This window comes from Microbacterium sp. PAMC22086, assembly GCF_019443525.1.
GTDB lineage: Bacteria > Actinomycetota > Actinomycetes > Actinomycetales > Microbacteriaceae > Microbacterium > Microbacterium maritypicum.
Map to the genome: position 1 here is coordinate 3179875 of NZ_CP080380.1, position 18073 is coordinate 3197947.

17 protein-coding genes and 1 pseudogene are annotated in these 18073 nt (G+C 69.7%); 7 read left to right on the forward strand and 11 right to left on the reverse strand.

What is annotated here, in order from left to right; genetic code table 11:
* Window positions 1-14: 14 nt before the first annotated feature.
* The 3 genes from purH to KY497_RS15775 all read right to left on the reverse strand — a co-directional run bounded on the left by purH (window position 15) and on the right by KY497_RS15775 (window position 3701).
* Window positions 15-1622 (reverse strand): bifunctional phosphoribosylaminoimidazolecarboxamide formyltransferase/IMP cyclohydrolase, encoded by a 1608-nt coding sequence (purH, locus tag KY497_RS15765; protein ID WP_055870512.1) that lies wholly within the window; start codon window positions 1620-1622, stop codon window positions 15-17.
* 36 nt (window positions 1623-1658) lie between these two features.
* On the reverse strand, window positions 1659-2246 hold the full coding sequence (gene purN, locus KY497_RS15770; RefSeq protein ID WP_219869478.1) for a phosphoribosylglycinamide formyltransferase: 588 nt from the start codon (window positions 2244-2246) through the stop codon (window positions 1659-1661).
* A 63-nt stretch (window positions 2247-2309) separates the two neighbouring features.
* Complete coding sequence (locus tag KY497_RS15775; RefSeq protein ID WP_219869479.1) at window positions 2310-3701, reverse strand: DUF6350 family protein; 1392 nt, start codon at window positions 3699-3701, stop codon at window positions 2310-2312.
* Window positions 3702-3791: 90 nt separating this feature from the next.
* Here KY497_RS15775 and KY497_RS15780 point away from each other — a divergent pair, with 90 nt between their 5' ends.
* Window positions 3792-5267 carry an NCS2 family permease gene (locus KY497_RS15780; RefSeq protein ID WP_055870506.1) on the forward strand — a complete coding sequence of 492 codons (1476 nt, stop codon included), beginning with the start codon at window positions 3792-3794 and terminating at the stop codon, window positions 5265-5267.
* 177 nt (window positions 5268-5444) lie between these two features.
* On the opposite strand, the gene KY497_RS15785 is transcribed toward KY497_RS15780, so the two are convergent.
* Window positions 5445-5846, reverse strand: coding sequence for a VOC family protein (locus KY497_RS15785; RefSeq protein WP_219869480.1), 402 nt, complete (start codon window positions 5844-5846; stop codon window positions 5445-5447).
* 76 nt (window positions 5847-5922) lie between these two features.
* Here KY497_RS15785 and KY497_RS15790 point away from each other — a divergent pair, with 76 nt between their 5' ends.
* Entirely contained in the window at window positions 5923-6498 is a 576-nt protein-coding gene (locus tag KY497_RS15790; RefSeq protein WP_219869481.1) for a TetR/AcrR family transcriptional regulator, read from the forward strand.
* Window positions 6499-6604: 106 nt separating this feature from the next.
* On the opposite strand, the gene sucD is transcribed toward KY497_RS15790, so the two are convergent.
* The 3 genes from sucD to KY497_RS15805 form a co-directional block, all read right to left on the reverse strand.
* The gene (sucD, locus tag KY497_RS15795) at window positions 6605-7507 is read right to left on the reverse strand and encodes a succinate--CoA ligase subunit alpha (protein WP_055870498.1); all 903 of its coding nucleotides are present in this window, start codon (window positions 7505-7507) and stop codon (window positions 6605-6607) included.
* 18 nt (window positions 7508-7525) lie between these two features.
* Window positions 7526-8692 (reverse strand): ADP-forming succinate--CoA ligase subunit beta, encoded by a 1167-nt coding sequence (gene sucC / locus KY497_RS15800; RefSeq protein ID WP_055870494.1) that lies wholly within the window; start codon window positions 8690-8692, stop codon window positions 7526-7528.
* Window positions 8693-8798: 106 nt separating this feature from the next.
* Complete coding sequence (locus tag KY497_RS15805) at window positions 8799-9152, reverse strand: DUF2510 domain-containing protein (RefSeq protein ID WP_141387190.1); 354 nt, start codon at window positions 9150-9152, stop codon at window positions 8799-8801.
* Window positions 9153-9212: 60 nt separating this feature from the next.
* On the opposite strand from KY497_RS15805, the gene KY497_RS15810 reads away from it, so the two are divergent.
* Both KY497_RS15810 and KY497_RS15815 read left to right on the forward strand, forming a co-directional pair.
* The gene (locus KY497_RS15810) at window positions 9213-9875 is read left to right on the forward strand and encodes a TetR/AcrR family transcriptional regulator (RefSeq protein ID WP_017828317.1); all 663 of its coding nucleotides are present in this window, start codon (window positions 9213-9215) and stop codon (window positions 9873-9875) included.
* Window positions 9876-9938: 63 nt separating this feature from the next.
* Window positions 9939-11174 carry an acyl-CoA dehydrogenase family protein gene (locus KY497_RS15815; RefSeq protein ID WP_219869482.1) on the forward strand — a complete coding sequence of 412 codons (1236 nt, stop codon included), beginning with the start codon at window positions 9939-9941 and terminating at the stop codon, window positions 11172-11174.
* Between the two features lie 22 nt (window positions 11175-11196).
* Here KY497_RS15815 and KY497_RS15820 read toward each other — a convergent pair.
* Window positions 11197-12471, reverse strand: a pseudogene (locus KY497_RS15820) (CynX/NimT family MFS transporter).
* 54 nt (window positions 12472-12525) lie between these two features.
* Between KY497_RS15820 and KY497_RS15825 the strand changes: the two are divergent.
* Window positions 12526-13326, forward strand: coding sequence for a helix-turn-helix domain-containing protein (locus tag KY497_RS15825; protein ID WP_219869483.1), 801 nt, complete (start codon window positions 12526-12528; stop codon window positions 13324-13326).
* A 10-nt stretch (window positions 13327-13336) separates the two neighbouring features.
* On the opposite strand, the gene KY497_RS15830 is transcribed toward KY497_RS15825, so the two are convergent.
* Together KY497_RS15830 and KY497_RS15835 are read right to left on the reverse strand one after the other, a co-directional pair.
* Window positions 13337-13861: a GNAT family N-acetyltransferase gene (locus KY497_RS15830; protein WP_219869484.1), complete on the reverse strand. Its 525-nt coding sequence runs from the start codon at window positions 13859-13861 to the stop codon at window positions 13337-13339.
* A 2-nt stretch (window positions 13862-13863) separates the two neighbouring features.
* Window positions 13864-14352, reverse strand: a complete 489-nt coding sequence (locus KY497_RS15835) for a hypothetical protein (RefSeq protein WP_127481982.1) — start codon at window positions 14350-14352, stop codon at window positions 13864-13866.
* A gap of 72 nt (window positions 14353-14424) precedes the next feature.
* On the opposite strand from KY497_RS15835, the gene KY497_RS15840 reads away from it, so the two are divergent.
* On the forward strand, window positions 14425-15876 hold the full coding sequence (locus KY497_RS15840; RefSeq protein ID WP_219869485.1) for an NAD(P)/FAD-dependent oxidoreductase: 1452 nt from the start codon (window positions 14425-14427) through the stop codon (window positions 15874-15876).
* A 45-nt stretch (window positions 15877-15921) separates the two neighbouring features.
* Window positions 15922-16965, forward strand: coding sequence for an ATP-dependent DNA ligase (locus KY497_RS15845; RefSeq protein ID WP_055870477.1), 1044 nt, complete (start codon window positions 15922-15924; stop codon window positions 16963-16965).
* A 21-nt stretch (window positions 16966-16986) separates the two neighbouring features.
* On the opposite strand, the gene ligD is transcribed toward KY497_RS15845, so the two are convergent.
* Window positions 16987-18060 carry a non-homologous end-joining DNA ligase gene (gene ligD, locus KY497_RS15850; protein ID WP_219869486.1) on the reverse strand — a complete coding sequence of 358 codons (1074 nt, stop codon included), beginning with the start codon at window positions 18058-18060 and terminating at the stop codon, window positions 16987-16989.
* Window positions 18061-18073 lie beyond the last annotated feature (13 nt).

Below are 18073 nucleotides of genomic sequence, written 5' to 3' on the forward strand. Positions count from 1 at the left end.
ATGACGGCGAGCGCTCAGTGGAAGAAGTGACGCTCCCCGGTGAAGAACATCGTCACGCCGGCCTTGCGCGCAGCGTCCACGACCTCCTCGTCGCGCACCGAGCCACCCGGCTGCACGATCGCCGTGACTCCGGCGTCGATCAGCACCTGGGCCCCATCCGCGAACGGGAAGAAGGCATCGGACGACGCGACCGATCCGGCGGCGCGCTCCCCCGCACGCTCGACCGCGAGGCGGCACGAGTCGACGCGGTTGACCTGGCCCATGCCGACACCCACCGTGGCGTTGTCCTTCGCGAGCACGATCGCGTTCGACTTGACCGCGCGGCACGCCTTCCAGGCGAAGATGAGGTTCTCCATCTCCTCGTCGCTCGGACGCTCTCCCGAGACGAGCTCCCAGTTCTTCGCGACCGAGACGATGTCGTCCGGGAAGCGGTCGGCATCCTGCAGCAGCAGTCCGCCGGAGACGAGGCGCACATCCATGCGCTCCTGCTGCCAGTCCTCGGGCAGCTGCAGCAGACGCAGGTTCTTCTTCGCCTTGAACACCTCGAGCGCGGCCGGCTCGAACGACGGCGCGACGATGACCTCCGTGAAGATGTCCTTGAGGTTCTCTGCCATCTTGAGCGTCACCGTGCCGTTCGCCGCGATCACGCCGCCGTAGGCCGAGACCGGGTCGCACTCGTGGGCGCGCAGGTGGGCGCTGGCGATCGGGTCGAGGGCGTTCGGCGCGGTGGTCGCGATGCCGCACGGGTTGGCGTGCTTGATGATCGCGACGGCGGGCTTGATCATGTCGTACGCGGCGCGCAGGGCGGCATCCGCGTCGACGTAGTTGTTGTACGACATCTCCTTGCCCTGCAGCTGCCTGGCCTGAGCGATGCCGTGACCGCCGGCGCGCGTGTAGATCGCGCCGCGCTGGTGCGAGTTCTCGCCGTAGCGGAGAGTGGCGAGGCGCTCGGCCTGGATCGTGAGATGGGTCGGGAGGTCGCCGTCGTCCTGCAGCGTGCCCTCGGCGAACCAGGAGGCGACCGCCGTGTCGTAGGCCGCCGTGTGTGCGAAGGCACGGGCGGCGAGCTCGCGGCGCTGGGAGACCGAGGTGCCGCCCTGGGCGAGCGCTGCGATGATCCCGGGGTACGACTGCGGCGAGACGACGATCGCCACATTGGCGTGGTTCTTGGCTGCGGCACGCACCATCGCGGGTCCGCCGATGTCGATCTGCTCGACCACGTCGTCGCCGACGGCGCCCGAGGCGACGGTCTCGACGAAGGGGTAGAGGTTGACGACGACCAGTTCGAAGGGGGTGATGTCGAGCTCGGCGAGCTGGCGCTCATGGTCCTCGAGGCGCAGGTCGGCGAGAAGGCCGCCGTGGATCTTGGGGTGCAGCGTCTTGACGCGTCCGTCGAGCATCTCGGCGACGCCCGTGACGGCGGCCACGTCTGTGACAGGGAAGCCCGCATCGCGGATGGTCGACGCCGTCGAACCGGTCGAGACGATCTCGACACCCGCATCTGCCAGAGCCGCGGCCAGGACGAGCAGGTCGGTCTTGTCGCTCACCGAGACGAGCGCGCGCCGGATCGGCACGGTGTCGCGGTCGCGGTAGAGCGTGGGGTCGTGGCGGGGGCCGGCCATGATGGCTCCTTCGTGCGGGGGCGTCGGGTGGAGGGGTCAGGAAGAAGGGCTGAGGGCGAGATCACCGTCGGCGATCGCGCGGACGACGTCGATGAGCAGACGGCGCTCGACGGGCTTGATCCGCTCGTGCAGGCTGTGCTCGGTGTCGCCGTCGAGGATCGGGACTCGTTCCTGGGCCAGGATCGGGCCGGTGTCGACACCGTCGTCGACGACGATGACGCTGGCGCCGGTCTCGGCCGCACCGGAGGCGAGCGCATCGCGGACACCGTGCGCACCGGGGAACTCGGGCAGGAATGCGGGATGGGTGTTGATGAGGCGCGGCGAGTACTGCGCGACGAGTGACGGCGGCAGCAGACGCATGAGTCCGCTGAGGACCACGAGGTCCGGGTTCCAGACGGCGAGCTGGCGCGCGAGCTCTTCGCCCCACGCCTCGCGGCTGTCGTGCTCGTGCCACGGCACCGTGAAACTGGGGATGCCGAACTCCTCGGCGTGAGCGAGCCCGTCGGCTTCGCGGTCGGCTCCGACGACGATCAACCTGGCGGGGAAATCGGGATGACGAGCGGCCTCGAGGAGGGCGCGAAGATTCGAGCCGGTGCCCGAGATGAGAACGGCGACCGTGAGCACGCGCCCAGTCTACCGGGGTGGGACGACCTGTTCCGCCCGACGTCCGCACATACGCGGCGGGTGTCAGTCGCGGTCGACTCGAGGCGGTGTGAAGCCGCGGAGATCGTCCAGGGGTGCCGTGTCGTCGAAGGTCTGCGTGTCGGAGAAGGGGATCCCCGGCACCGCGCCGGCCGCGGGTGCACCGGCCGACGTGAGGCTCGGGTCGAGCTCCGTCATCTCGGCGATCCAGCGGTCGGTACGTTCCTCGGCCAACTCATCGCGATGGCGCGGGGAGAGCAGCAGGATCGCCGCTCCCACGAGGACCTCCAGACCCAGCGCGAGCATGAACGCCGGTGCCGAGGGGCCGACCTCCGCCAGTCGACCGGGACCCATCGAACCGCTCGCCAGCACGGCCGCGAGACCGAAGACTCCCGCGCTCACGCCGGCGATCCCCACCGCGATCGCGGCGCGCTGCATCATGCCCAGCGGCGTGCCCTCCCAGACGAGACGGGAACGAACGGCCCAGCCTGCGAAAGCTCCGGCGGCGATCGGGACGAGCACGACGATCAGCATCCACATCGAGCTGTTCTCGGGCAGCAGCCCGAACACGGGGATGCCGGGCACGACTCCCAGCTGCGTGCCCGCGGGCGACACCGCGGTTCCCGCTCCGACGGCGAAGCCGGGACCGGCGAGCCAGGATGCGGCCCACACGATGAGGGTCGGCAGGTAGACGAGCTGCGCCAGGGTCATCACGGTCGCACCGAGCGCATCGACGCGGGCGGACTGGAACAGGGCGACGACCTCGCCGCCCCGGAACAGCGTCATCACGGCGAGCGCCAGGGCTGCCGCGCCGACGACGCCGACCAGCGCGAAGGCCGTGCCGCGCACGATCGCGACGGGCACGGGCGCCCAGTCCTCGCCGGCGTCGATGCGGTCGTGGAGACGGTCGAGGATGCCGCCGTCGCCCTCCTCCCATGCGACGCGGACGGCACCGCAGAGCGTACCGACGAGGTAAACGGCGGCAGGGAGGACGATCGCGAGGAGGAGCGGGGTCTGCACGGCCTCCAGCCGCGCCGTCAGCGCGACGCCCGTGGAGATCGCGGCGAACACCACCGTGCCCGACAACGATCCGAGCAGCCAGGCCCCGGCCGACGCGGCCCTGGACCCCGAGCGCGCGGCGAAGAGCAGCGTGAAGAGCAGGAACGCCAGCGGTGTGATCGACACCGCGAACGATGCCGCCTCCGACGGGATCGCGAGAGCGACGAGGAGCTCGTCCGGGATGGTGACCGCCAGAGGCACCCCATGGCCGAGCTCCCAGAGCGTCCCGGTGAGCGGCCAGAGCGCGCCCCAGTCGGCTGTGATGCCGAAGGCGAGCGTCCACAGCAGCGTCAGCGGCGCGAGCAGCACGACGAGACCGACCGCCGCGGCGATGGCGGCGTCGAAGGCGGCGAGGAGCGCGACGAGGAGGCGTTGCATAGCGTTTCGAGACTACGACGAGTTGCCGACGAAGCCCCGGGGGCGCGCGTGAGGTCGGCGACACGATAACGTTTCTCCGGAGGTTTCCCGATGACAACTGCCCCGCCCGCCCCGGCATCCACCGAGCCCAAGAACTCCCTGGACCGCTTCTTCGAGATCAGCAAGCGCGGATCCACGATCGGCACCGAGATCCGAGGGGGTCTGGTGACGTTCGTCACGATGGCCTACATCGTGATCCTCAACCCGATCATCCTCTCCGGCAAGCCCGACGTCGCCGGAGACATGCTCAGCTTCAACGCCGTGGGCGCCGCCACCGCCCTGACCGCCGGCGTGATGACGATCCTGTTCGGGCTCGTCACGCGCCTGCCGTTCGGCTTCGCCGCAGGACTCGGCATCAACGCCTTCGTCGCGTTCTCGGTCGTCGGCCAGGTGACCTGGCCCGAGGCCATGGCACTCGTCATGATCAACGGTGTCGTCATCGTGCTGCTCGCCGCCACCGGGCTGCGCAAGGCGATCTTCGACGCCGTCCCCTTCCAGCTGAAGATCGCCATCACGGTCGGCATCGGCCTGTTCATCGCCTTCATCGGCTTCGTCAACTCGGGCTTCGTCACCGCGACCGGCGCCTCGTCTCCCCCGGTCGGCCTCGGTGTGAACGGCTCGGTCGCGACCGTGCCGACCTTGCTGTTCGTGATCACGCTGCTGCTCACCGGCATCCTCGTCGCTCTCAAGATCAAGGGCGGCATGCTGATCGGCCTCATCGGCGGCACCGTGCTCGCGGTCATCGTCGAGGCGATCTGGCACATCGGCGCCCGCGGCTTCGACGACGAGGGCAACGTGGTGAACCCCGGCGGCTGGGGCCTCACGGTACCTGCGCTCAGCGGCTCTCCCGTCGGCGTTCCCGACCTCAGCCTGATCGGCGCCGTCGACTTCAGCTTCGACCTCAGCAAGGTCAGCCTCGTCGCGATCGTGATGATCGTCTTCACACTGCTGTTCACGAACTTCTTCGACGCGATGGGCACCATGACGGGCCTCGCGAAGGAGGCGAACCTCGCCGACGACAACGGGGACTTCCCGCGCATCAAGTCGGCGCTGGTGGTCGAGGGCGTCGGTGCGATCGCCGGTGGTGCGACCTCCTCGTCCTCGAGCACGGTCTTCATCGAGTCGGGCGCCGGCATCGGCGAGGGCGCCCGCACGGGTCTCGCGAACGTCGTGACCGGCGTGGTGTTCCTGATCGCGATGTTCCTGACCCCGTTGACCTCGATCGTCCCGACCGAGATCGCCGCAGCGGCGCTGATCATCGTCGGCGCAATGATGATGGCGCAGATCCGCTACATCGACTTCAGCGACTTCCGCGTGCTGCTGCCGGTGTTCCTCACCGTCTCGGTCATGCCTCTGACCTACTCGATCGCGAACGGCATCGGTGCGGGCTTCGTCAGCTGGGTGCTCATCCACGCGTTCTCGGGCAAGGCCAAGACCATCAGCCCGCTGCTGTGGGTCGTGGGTGCCGGCTTCCTGATCTTCTTCGCCCGAGGTCCGATCGAGGCCCTCTTCGGCGTCGGAATCTGACACCGATTCGAGATCACGAGAGGGGCGGGTGCTGCGGCACCCGCCCCTCTCTCGTGCCTCCATCCGCCGCGGCCGTCACATGCATGAGCATCCGCCGGATGCAGGAGCACACGCCCCGAGCAGTCATGCATCCGTCGAGAAGTCATGCATCTGACGAAGACGGCTACCTCTCGAGGCTCAGGCGTAGGCGGCCGCGAACTCCGGCGACGGCTCGATCGGCTCGATCACGTCGATCAACACGCCGCCGGGCGCCTCGATGATGAAGTGTCGCTGCCCGAAGGCCTCGTCTCGAAGGGGCAGTCGCTCGGGAAGACCCTGCTCCCCCACCAGTCGCGCATGTTCGGAAGCCGCATCCGGCACCTCGACGTTCAGCAGCAGACCACGCACGGGCTCGCGGAAGCCCTCCGGAATCGTCTCGTGCGCCCGGTCGAGGATCGCGAGCTCACCACCGTCGATGCGCAGGCTCACGTACCAGTCAGCCTTGAACACCACCTCGAAGCCGAGCTCCTCGCGATAGAAGCGCGCGGCGGTGGCGACATCGTCCACCATCAGCACCGGATAGAAGCTCGTGATCTGCATGACTTCCCCTCTTACGTACACTGTGTTTGTATCTGGCGGGACTAGGATACATACAACCTGCATGTAAAGGAAGACCATGGCCCGAGCATCCGCGGCCGACGCCGCCGAGACTGCACGACGCATTCTCGAGACCGCCGCGTCCCACTTCGCCGCGCAGGGATACGGGGCAGCGTCCGTCGACGAGATCGCCCGCGCATCTGCGGTGACCCGTGGAGCCGTCTATCACCACTACACGTCGAAGCCGCTGCTGTTCGCCGCCGTCGCCGCGGAGCAGCAGCGGATCGTCGCCGATGCGATCGTCACAGCCACCGCGGAAAGCACCCCGGACACCGCGCTCCGCGACGGCAGCCACGCGTTCCTCGACGCCATCACCCGGGGAGCGGCGTCGCGCGTGCTGCTCATCGACGGTCCTGCCGTTCTGGGGTGGGAGGAGTGGCGCCGACTCGACGGAGAGGGACCGGAGCAGGAGCTGCGCACCGGCCTGCGCGAGGCCGGCGTCTCCCCCGCCCTCCTGGGCCCGCTCACCGCGGCGCTGTCCGGGGCGATGAACGAACTGGCCCTCTGGCTCGTCGCCAGCCCGGACGACGACGCGCGAACGGATGCGCACGCGGCGCTCGATCGCCTCCTGAATGCCGTGGCGCCGCGGAGCTGAGCCGGGGCGCTGCCCGCCGTCGAGCAGCCGACCGAACGGGCACGGACGGGCATGAAAGAAGGCCCCGGAGTGGAGTCCGGGGCCTTCAGATCAAGCGTAGCTCAGATCAGAGCGCTTCGATGATCGCGCGCATCAGGTCTGCCGTCTCGGACGGCGTCTTGCCGACCTTGACGCCGGCGGCCTCGAGGGCCTCCTTCTTCGCCTGAGCGGTACCGGCGGAACCGGACACGATCGCACCGGCGTGACCCATGGTCTTGCCCTCGGGAGCGGTGAAGCCCGCGACGTAGCCGACGACCGGCTTGGTGACGTTCGCCTTGATGTAGTCGGCCGCACGCTCCTCGGCGTCGCCGCCGATCTCGCCGATCATCACGATCGCCTTGGTCTCCGGGTCGGCCTCGAACGCGGCGAGCGCGTCGATGTGCGTGGTGCCGATGACCGGGTCGCCGCCGATGCCGATGGCGGTGGAGAAGCCCAGGTCGCGCAGCTCGAACATCATCTGGTAGGTCAGGGTGCCCGACTTCGACACGAGGCCGATCGGTCCCTTGCCCGTGATGTTCGCCGGCGTGATGCCCACGAGCGCCTCGCCCGGCGTGATGATGCCGGGGCAGTTCGGGCCGATGATGCGGGTCTTGTTGCCCTTGCTCTGGGCGTAGGCCCAGGCCTCGGCCGAGTCGCCGACGGGAACGCCCTCGGTGATCACGACGAGCAGCGGGATCTCGGCATCGATGGCCTCGATCATCGCGTCCTTCGTGAAGGCGCCGGGCACGAAGGCGATCGACACGTCGGCGCCGGTCTCCTTCATGGCCTCGGCGACCGAGCCGAAGACGGGCAGCTCGACGGCGTTGCCGTCCTTGTCGGTGTGCGAGACCGTGGTGCCGGCCTTGCGGGCGTTCACGCCACCGACGACCTGGGTGCCGGCCTTGAGCATCAGTGCGGTGTGCTTGGTGCCCTCGCCGCCGGTGATGCCCTGGACGATGACCTTGGAGTCCTTGTTGAGGTAAATCGACATTCTTCTCGTCCTTCAGTCTCAGGCGTTGGCGAGCTCGGCGGCCTTGTCGGCGCCCTCGTCCATGGTGGCGGCCAGGGTCACGAGCGGGTGCGCGTACTCGGCGAGGATCGCACGACCCTCGTCGACGCGGTTGCCGTCGAGGCGCACGACGAGCGGCTTGGAGGCCGTGGCGCCCAGCGTCTCGAGGGCACCCTTGATGCCGTTGGCGACGGCGTCGCACGCCGTGATGCCGCCGAAGACGTTGACGAACACGCTCTTGACCTGCGGGTCGCCGAGGATGACGTCGAGGCCGGCGGCCATGACCTCAGCCGAAGCGCCGCCGCCGATGTCGAGGAAGTTGGCCGGCTTCACACCGTTGTGGTTCTCGCCCGCGTAGGCGACCACGTCGAGCGTGGACATGACCAGTCCTGCGCCGTTACCGATGATGCCGACCTCGCCGTCGAGCTTCACGTAGTTGAGACCCGACTCCTTGGCCTTGGCCTCGAGCGGGTCTGCGGCGTCCTTGTCCTCGAGCGCCTCGTGCTCGGGGTGGCGGATCTCGGAGGCGTTGTCGTCGAGCGTGACCTTGCCGTCGAGCGCGATGATGTCGCCCTCTTCGGTGCGGACCAGCGGGTTGACCTCGACGAGCGTCGCGTCCTCGCCCTTGTAGACGTCGAAGAGCTTCACGAAGACGTCGGAGACCTTCTCGACGAGGTCTTCCGGGAAGTTCGCCGCGCGGGCGATCTCGACGGCCTTCGCCTTGTCGATGCCGGTGAGCGGGTTGACCTCGACGCGCGCGAGCGCCTCAGGGCGCTCGACAGCGAGCTCTTCGATCTCCATGCCACCCTCGACCGAGCAGAGGCTCAGGTAGGAGCGGTTGGCGCGGTCGAGCAGCACGGAGAAGTAGAACTCCTCGGCGATGCGCGCGCCCTGCGCGACCATGACGCGCTTGACGACATGACCCTTGATGTCGAGGCCGAGGATGGCCTTCGCTGCCTCATACGCCTCGTCGGGCGTCTTGGCGACCTTGACGCCGCCCGCCTTTCCACGGCCGCCGGTCTTGACCTGAGCCTTGACGACGACCACTCCGCCGATCTTCTCGGCAGCCGCCCTCACCTCTTCAGGGGTGTCCGCGACGATGCCGGCGAGGACCGGCACTCCGTACTTTTCGAAAACGTCTCGTGCCTGGTACTCGTACAGATCCACTGTGGTTCCTTCACTGGGCTGCTGTCTGGTAATTCTCTCGATGTCGAGACATCGACCAGTCCCCCAGCCTACTACCTCGGCCTGGGCGCTCCTGCGGCCCCGGCTCTCAGCGCCGGGCGGGCACCCCTGCTCGTCGCGCCGGAAGCGCGGCCCGACGCAGCTGCCGGGTGATCAGGAACGGCAGCACCACCAGAGCGGCGCCGGTGGCGACGATCACGGGGCGCACCACGAGCACCGGCAGGGAGCCCCACAGGGCGATGAGTATCGCCCCGACCAGCACCGCCGCGAGCACGAGCTCGCTCACGAGCAGCTGTCTGCGCACCGCCGCACTGTCCTCGGCCAGAGTCGTCCGCCGCCCGTGCACGGTGATGTGGGGGGTCCATCGAGTGCCGTCCCACCAGCGCCGCGTGCCGCGCCGCCGCGTGTCGAACCAGCCGGCCGGGATCCCGTCATCTCTCACGCTCCTCAGTATGACGTCGGCGCCTCGGCGTCTCCGCCCGGCGAGGTCTAGGCTTTCGCCATGCACGAATCCGCAGAACTGCGCACCGGCGTCGTCGCCGCGGCGCTCGAACTCTTCAGCGCTCAGGGGTTCGACCAGACGTCGGTGGAGCAGATCGCCAAGGCCGCCGGAGTCTCCCGCTCGACGTTCTTCCGCCAGTTCGGCGGCAAGGAGGACGTGGTCTTCGCCGATCACGAGGTGCTCCTGGAACAGCTCAGGGAGTTCCTCGACGAGGGACACGACGATCCGTGGGGTGCGGTGTGCGCAGCCTCCGAGTCGGTCTTCGCCCACTTCGCGCACGATCCGGAACTCGCCAGGCGCCGCTACCAGATCGTGCGTCAGGTGCCCGTGCTGCGCGAACGCGAGATCATCACGGTCTTCCGCTATGAGCGCCTGTTCGACGACTATCTGCGCGGCGCGCTCCCCGGTGTCGACCCGTTGGATGCGGTCGGCTTCGCCGCCCTCGTGACGGCGGTGCACAACCACGTGCTGCGCCAGCTGCTGCGCGGCCGCAAGAAGGTGCCGCTGGCGACACTGCAGACGGCGCTGGCCGATGTGCGTCGTCGCTACGGCGTCGCCGGCGACGATGCCGTAGCCGCCCCGGACGACATGGTCGTGGCGGTGTTCCCCCGCTCCATGCCGATCGCCGAAGTCGGTCGCCGGCTGCAGTCCCAGCTCGACTAGTCTCGCGAGGGTCGTGGAACCGAGTATCGAGGAGTACGATACTTGGTGCCACGAAGGAGCCCCATGAGCACTGCAGCCTCCCCCTTCCCCGGCGAGCGCGTCTCGTCGTACGACATCACCGGACGTCAGGACAGCGACTACTACGCGGTCTTCTCCGACATCCCCGCTGCCGACCGTGCGGCGTGGGACCGTGCCAAGGCCTACATCGACGAGGTCGCCCCGCAGATGGCGGATGCCTGGGACCGTGCGGAGTATCCGCTCGAGGCTGCCCGGCGAATGGGCGAGATGGATCTCGTCGTCGACGGCGTCCAGCACCCCGCGCTCACGAGCCTGTCCCCGCTGGCCGCGGGCCTGGTGAACATGGAGATCTCCCGCGGCGACGGATCGCTGGGCACGATCCTCGCGGTGCAGGGCGGACTCGCGCTGCGCACGCTGGCGCTGTTCGGTTCCCCCGCACAGCAGGAGAAATGGCTCACTCGTGTCGCCGACGGCTCGGCGCTCGGGTCGTTCGCCCTCACCGAGCCCGACCACGGCTCGGACTCGGTCTCGCTGGAGACCGTGGCCCGCCGCGACGGCGACGAATGGGTCATCCGCGGGACGAAGAAGTGGATCGGCAACGGCGCCTCCGGCGGCATCACGTTCGTCTGGGCGCGCGTCGACGACGAGGGGGCCGAGGAGCACGGCGCCGTGCGGTGCTTCCTCGTGGAACAGGACACCCCCGGCTACACCGGCCGCGTGATCCGCGGCAAGGCCTCGCTGCGCGCGATCCACCAGGCGCACATCGTGCTCGACGACGTGCGGGTCCCGCTCGACGCCGTGCTGCCGGGGACGAAGAGCTTCAAGGATGCCTCCATCGTGCTGTACGCGACCCGCTCGGGCGTCGCGTGGTCGGCGCTCGGACACGCGACCGCCTGCTACGAGGCGGCGCTGGCGTATGCGACCCAGCGGGTGCAGTTCGGAAAGCCGCTCGCCAAGTTCCAGATGGTCCAGGAGCGCCTCACCCACATGCTCGAGGACCTCACCGCCATGCAGCTGTACTGCCGGCGCATGGCCGACCTCGAGACGGCCGGCGAGCTGCGCCCGACCCAGGCGTCGCTGGCGAAGTTCCACAACACGCGAGCCGCCCGCCGGATCGCCTCGACCGCCCGCGACATGCTCGGCGGCAACGGCATCCTCCTCGAGAACGGCGTGATGCAGCACATGGCCGACATCGAGGCCATCCACACCTACGAGGGGACCGAGAGCGTGCAGGCGCTGCTGCTCGGGCGCGACATCACAGGGATGAGCGCGTTCGTCTGAGCCGCTGTTCGCCGGGGTCGACTTACCGTCCGCCGGCGCGCACGTGGCGCTCTCTGCTCGCCGCTGCCCCGGCAACGGTCTGCACACCGAGCAGGAGGACCAGCGCCGCGACCGGCAGCGCCCATCCGCCGACGGCGGCATGCAGGATGCCGAGTCCGATCGGGCCGAAACCGGCGAGCAGGTAGCCGATCCCCTGGGCCATGGTCGACAGGTGCGCCGTGTGCGCCGCGTCGGGAGCCCGCAGCACGATGTAGGTCAGCGACAGCGTGATGGCGGTGCCCTGGCCGAGCCCGAGCAGCGTCATCCACACCCAGGGCGCGACTCCTCCCGGCACGACGAGGAGGCCGATCAGCCCCGCTGCGCACAGCAGCGTCGAGAGCAGGACGGGCAGCCACGTCGGCCGGATACGTCGCAGCATCATCGGCGCGAGGAGCGCTGCCGCGACCCCGGAGAAACTCGAGTACGACAGCAGCAGACCGGCATCGGCCAGCGGCACTCCGGCGTCCTGCAGCATCGTCGGGATCCATGTCAGCGCGGCGTAGTAGCTCAGACTCTGCAACCCCATGAACACCGTGACCGCCCACGCGACCGGGTCGCGCAGCAGCACCGACATCCGCGGCTCGTCCCGCGGCTCCGCGATCGCGTCGCCGGGCGTTCCGGCCACGCTCGCGGACCCGCGCACCGCCCGGGGCAGCCAGACCAGCAGCGCGAGGACCGCGGGTACGGCCCAGAACGCCAGCGCGCCACGTCATGACCCGTCGAGCGCGGTCATGAGCGGCACCGTGAAGGCGGCGGCCGCGGCAGCACCCACGAACAGCGCCGTGGAGTACAGCCCCATCATCAGACCGAGACGGTGCGCGAAGTCCTGCTTGATCACCGCGGGCATGCAGACGTTCGCGACCGCGATACCCGCGCCGACCAGCACCGTGCCGCCGAAGAGCGCCACCGGAGAGTCGAGGAGGCGGGTGCCGATGCCGACCGCCACGACGACGATCGTCAGCGCGAGCAGCCGATGCAGCCCGATCCGGCGGGTCAGCGTGGGGGTGAGGAAGGCGAAGGCACCGAAGGCGAACACGGGGATCGTCGTCAGCAGACCTGCCGCCGCGGAGGGGATGCCGAGGTCGCGCTCGATCGCCGGGAGCACCGGGCCGACCGAGGCGACGCCCATCCGGAGATTCAGCGCGATCAACAGCAGCCCGACGCCCACGTAGACCCCGAACAGGACGCCGCCGTGACGAGCCGACGGCGTGGTCAGCGGGGTCGGGGTGGCGTCGAGCGGCTCGTGCGTCGTGGTCATGCTTCGAGTCCAGCACCCGGGCACCGCATCAGAAAACACGTAAACTGCAACTCGATGTCGAATACACGCCAATCCGCTCGGCTCGTCGATCTGAGCCTGGTCGACTTCGACGCCCTCGCCACTCTGCCGATGGAGGGCGCCTACCGCTTCGCGCACGCCGAGACCTCACCGCGCCATGCCCATCCGCTCGGACACCTGGTGCATGCGGCTTCGGGAGTGCTCTCACTGCTCACTGACGACGGGGCCTGGATCGCGCCATCGACGCGCATGGCGTGGGTGCCCGCCGGCGCGGAGCACCGTCATCGCGCGCACGGACGCACCGACATGCGCATCGTCCACCTGACCGCGGAGCTCGCCGCGCGGCTGCCGACCACCCCCGCCGTCCTCGTCGCGACGCCGCTCGCACGAGAGGCCGTCCTGGCGATGACATCCGACCGCCCCCGCAGCGCGGGCGCGCTGGAGCACCTACGCCGGGTCATCGTCGACGAGGCGGTCACCGCCCCCGAGCAGCCGCTGCATCTGCCGGAACCGCACGACCCGCGTCTGCGTCGGGCGGCCCGGATCGTCGAGGACGACCTCGCCACGCCCGTGAGCCTCGGCGAGCTCGGCATGCGCACCGGAACCACCGAGCGAACCCTGAGCCGCCTGTTCCCTCGGGAGACCGGCATGGGATACCGGCAGTGGCGTCTCCAGCTACGCGTGCATCGTGCGCTCGTCCTGCTCGCCGACGGCACCTCGGTGCCCGAGACGGCCGCGGCCTGCGGGTGGGCGACGACCAGCCAGTTCATCCAGCAGTTCACACCGCTCGTGGGGATGACCCCCGGCCGCTACCGTCTGTCTCAGCACTCGGCGTGATGCGGTCGGCTCAGACCGCGCGCACCATGCACACGAGCCGCTCGCGATCGTCCCACGAGGGCACCCGCTCGAATCCCCGCGATTCATACAGACGCACGGGACCATCACGCCAGTCCCACACCGACAGCCGCACCTGCACGGCACCGAGAACGGCCGCATCGTCGAGGGCGGCGTCCAGCAGCGCCGAACCCACCCCGCGACCGCGCGCCGCAGGCTCCGCCCACAGGCGCTTGACCTCCGCCACCTCGTCGCGCACCGAGAGGACCACGACGCCGACGACGCGTACGCCCAGCAGCGCCACACGCACCCGGTGCGCGGCGTACGCCGCCGCAGGGTCTTCGACCTCGCGCAGGTAGCGTTCGGGCAGCGGCGGCACGGGATCGGGGGCGGCCCCGTGCTCCTGTAGGCTCTTCTCGAGCTCGGTCTGCTGCAGATAGGCGCGCACGGCCGCGCCGACCTCGATCGCATCGGGTCCCGTGAGGTCGGCGAGGCGGATCAGCGGTCGGTCGAGCGCTGATCCCGCAGCGGTGCTCATGTTCAGTCGCAGCCGCAGCCGCCGGACGGCGTCTTCACCATGAAGCACACGTCGCACACGCCGTAGTCGCGCTCCTCCACGGGCTTCGGGGCCTTCTCGGCGCGGGGCGCGGAGACACGAGGAGTCGTCGTGCGCTTCGCCGCACGCGGCGGCGTCAGCGGGATGAACTCGCTCGGGTGGCTGACGTAGAAGTACGGTGCGCGCCCCTCGCTCGGCTGCAGTCGCAACGGGGCGGATCCGACGACGAGACGCTCGTCTTCGGTGAAGCCGTTCGTGTAGGTGCGCCCGATGTGGAGCGGAGCGCCCTCGCCACGGCGGATCGCCTCGATGTAGCGACCGCGGTCGATGAACGAGCTGATCCCGATCTCTTCGACGATGGCGGTGATGAACGCGTGGTTGGACGGATCGATGCGATGCGCGCGCAACGCTTCCGGGAGCGAACGGTATGGACGGGAGGTGCCTGCGGGGGTCGGCCCCTGTGCTTCTTTCATCAGTTCCAGGATCGCACGCCCGGAGGGGTGCGTTCGACCGTTTTCCGCTCGTATACGTGCCAAACTGACGTCATGGCCCAGGCGACGATCATCGGCTCCGGCCCGAACGGGCTCGCCGCAGCCGTCACGCTCGCCCGCGCCGGCTACCGGGTGCGAGTGCTCGAGGGCGCCGACACGATCGGCGGCGGCGTGCGCACCAGCGAATCCACTCTTCCGGGGTTCAGGCACGACGTCTGCTCCGCCGTGCACCCGGCCGCCCTCGCCTCCCCGTTCTTCCAGGCGTTCGGCCTCGACCGGCGCATCGAGTGGATCCGCCCCGAGGCCTCGTACGCCCACCCGCTCGACGACGGACGCGCGGCGATCGCCTGGCGCGACATCGAGCGCACGGCGGCCGCGCTCGGAGTCGACGGCTCCGCCTGGACCTCGCGCCTGCGTCCGCTCAGCACCCACATCGACGGCGTCGTCGACTTCACCGGCAATCAGCTGCTTCGCCTCCCCCACGACCCGGTGACCGCCGCCCGCTTCGCGATCCGCATGCTGGACCAGGGAACCCCCCTGGCCGCTCGCGCCTTCCGCACCGAAGAGGCTGCGGCTCTGCTCTCGGGGGTCATCGCCCACGCGAACTCCGCCCTGCCCTCGTTGGCGGGCGCCGCCGCCGGCCTGCTGCTCGCCGCACTCGGGCACGCGGGCGGCTGGCCGTATCCGCGGGGCGGAGCGCAGCGCATCGCCGACGCGATGGTCGCCGACCTCGAGCAGCACGGCGGCACGGTCGAGGCGGGCACGCCCGTCTCCGACCTGGGGGCTCTGGACTGGGGCGATCCTCGTCGCGGGGACCTGCTGCTGCTGAACACCTCACCGCGGCTCGCGCTCACGCACCCCGACGTTCCTGCGGGTTACGCCCGCGCGCTCCGTTCGTACCGGTACGGGCCGGGAGCCGCGAAGGTCGACTTCGCCCTCGACGGACCGGTCCCGTGGGCGAACCCCGACGTCGCCCACGCGCCGACCCTGCATCTGGGCGGCACGCGCGCCGAGGTCTGGGCGAGCGAGAACGCCGTCGCCGCCGGACGAGTGAGCGCACGGCCCTATGTGCTCGCCGTGCAGCCCTCGTTCCTCGACGATTCCCGCGCTCCCGCGGGCAAGGCGGTGCTCTGGGCCTACATCCACGTGCCGCCGGGATCGGACCTCGACCCGACCGAGTCGATCACCGCGCAGGTCGAGCGCTTCGCACCGGGCTTCCGCGACCTCATCCTCGCGCACCACGCGGTGCCGGCATCGTCGCGCGAAGCGGTCAACCCCACGGAGATCGGTGGCGACATCTCCGGCGGAGTGTTCGACATGCGCCAGGCACTGCGGCGCCCGACCCTCTCCCCCGCCCCCTGGCGCACACCGATGCACGGTGTGTATCTGGCATCAGCCGCGACACCTCCGGGTCCGTCCGTGAACGGCATGGCCGGTTGGCACGCTGCCCGCACAGCTCTGCGGGATGCCGGTGAACCTGCAACCCTCTCCGACCTCTTCGACTGATCCCCTCCCCTTCCGCCGCGGATCGCCTGCGGCCAGGATGGGACCATGCGCTACGAGATCCCGGCTCCGATGCTCGCCAAGGCGGTGCCGGCGGTACCCGACCCGGCGAAGACCCCCGGCGGCCTGCTGTACGAGCCGAAGTGGGACGGATTCCGCGGGCTCATCGCCTGGGACGGCGAGACGGTGGAGATCGGGTCGCGCGGCGCGAAGCCCCTGACCCGCTACTTCCCCGAACTGGTCGAGGCGATCCCCGATCTGCTTCCTGGCCCATGCCTGCTCGACGGCGAGATCGTGGTCGCCACCGGGGCCCATGGCTCGCAGCGCCTGGATTGGGAGGCGCTGAGCCAGCGCATCCACCCCGCGGCTTCACGCATCGCGAAGCTCTCCGTCGAGACACCTGCGATGTTCGTCGCCTTCGACCTGCTCGCCTCAGGGGAAGACGATCTGCTCGCCGAGTCCTTCGAGACCAGGAGGGCACGTCTCGAGACTCTCATGGAGGGCGTCGAGCATCCGCTGCACCTCACGCGCACGACCCGTGATCGGGATGCGGCGGTGCGCTGGCTCGCCGAGTTCGAGGGCGCGGGTCTCGACGGCGTCGTCGCGAAGCCGCTCGACCAGCCCTACGCCCCGGGCAAGCGCACCCTGTTCAAGATCAAGCACGCCCGCACGGCCGACGTCGTCGCGCTCGGCTACCGCATCCACAAGTCCGGTTCAGGAGTCGGCTCGCTCCTGGTCGGGCTGTACGGCGGCGACGGAGTGCTTCGTCAGGTCGGCGGAGTGGCGGCGTGGAGCGACGCCCGCCGACAGGAGCTCGTCGAGGAGCTCGCCCCGCTGGTCGAACGTGACGAAGCAGGAGACGCCGTGACCGCGGAGGGCGAGAGGTCGCGGTTCAGCGGATCGAAGGATGTGAGCTTCGTGCGTCTGCGCCCCGAGCGGGTGCTCGAGGTGCGCTACGACCAGCTCGAAGGTGCCCGCTTCCGCCACACCGTGCAGTTCGAGCGCTGGCGCCCCGATCGCGATGCCCGCTCGTGCACCTACGAGCAGCTGGACACCGTCGCCGGCTACGACCTCGCGGATGTCCTGAGCTGAGCTGTCCTGGGCCGAGGGACGTCAGTCCTTCTCCGCAGGCGCGCCGTCGTCGTCCCAGTTCGCCGCCACCTTCTTGCTCGGCTGCACGCGTGGGGGCTCCCCCGGCATCTTGGGGAACTCCGGCGGGAAGGGAAGCTCTCCGAGCCCGTTCTCCCTGTCGCGCTCCCACCACTCCAGCAGCGTGTCGATGCGGCCCGGTGCGTCCTGCACCGCGGCCCAGGGATCGCCGACCTCCTGCAGGCGCTTCGGGATGCTGCGCACCGTGAACGCGGTCGGGTCGAGGCCGTCGAGCTCGTCCCACGCCACGGGTGTCGAGACGGTCGCGCCGGGAAGCGCGCGAGGGCTGTAGGCGCCGGCCATCGTACGGTCGCGGTTGGCTTGGTTGAAGTCGACGAAGATGCGCTCGCCGCGCTCTTCCTTCCACCAGTTCGTCGTGACCTGATCCGGCATCCGCCGCTCCAGCTCGCGGCCGGCGGCGATCACGGCATGCCGCACGTCCAGGAACTCGTGCGTCGGCTCGATCGGCGCGAACACGTGCAGGCCTCTGTTGCCGCTGGTCTTGGCGAACGCGTCCAACCCGGCCTCGCGCAGCACCTCGCGCAACGCGTGGGCGGCCCTCACGGCATCCGCGAAGTCGGTGCCGGGCTGCGGGTCGAGGTCGATGCGCAGCTCGACCGGGTTGTCGGCATCGGTGGCGAGCGACGCCCAGGGGTGGAACACGATCGTGTTCATCTGCACGGCCCACACGATCGCGCTCGCCCGGTTCAGGACGATCTGCGGATGCTGACGCCCACTGTTATAGGTCACCGTGACGGCGTCGACGAAGTCCGGGGTCCCCTTGGGCGGGTTCTTCGAGAAGAAGCCCTCGGCCCGTGCTCCGCCTGCGGGCCCGATGCCGTCGCGGAACCGCTCGAGCGACACCGGGCGGTTGCCGTTCGCAGCCAGGAACGGCACCGCCACCAGCTGCACGTACTCCGCCAGCTCCGCCTTGGTGATGCCGAGGTCGGGCCACACCACTCGATTCGGGCTGGAGAGCGCGACCTCACGCTCGCCATCGGAGTCGGCGACGATCAGGGTCACGCGTTCGGAGGCCATGCTCCGACCCTAG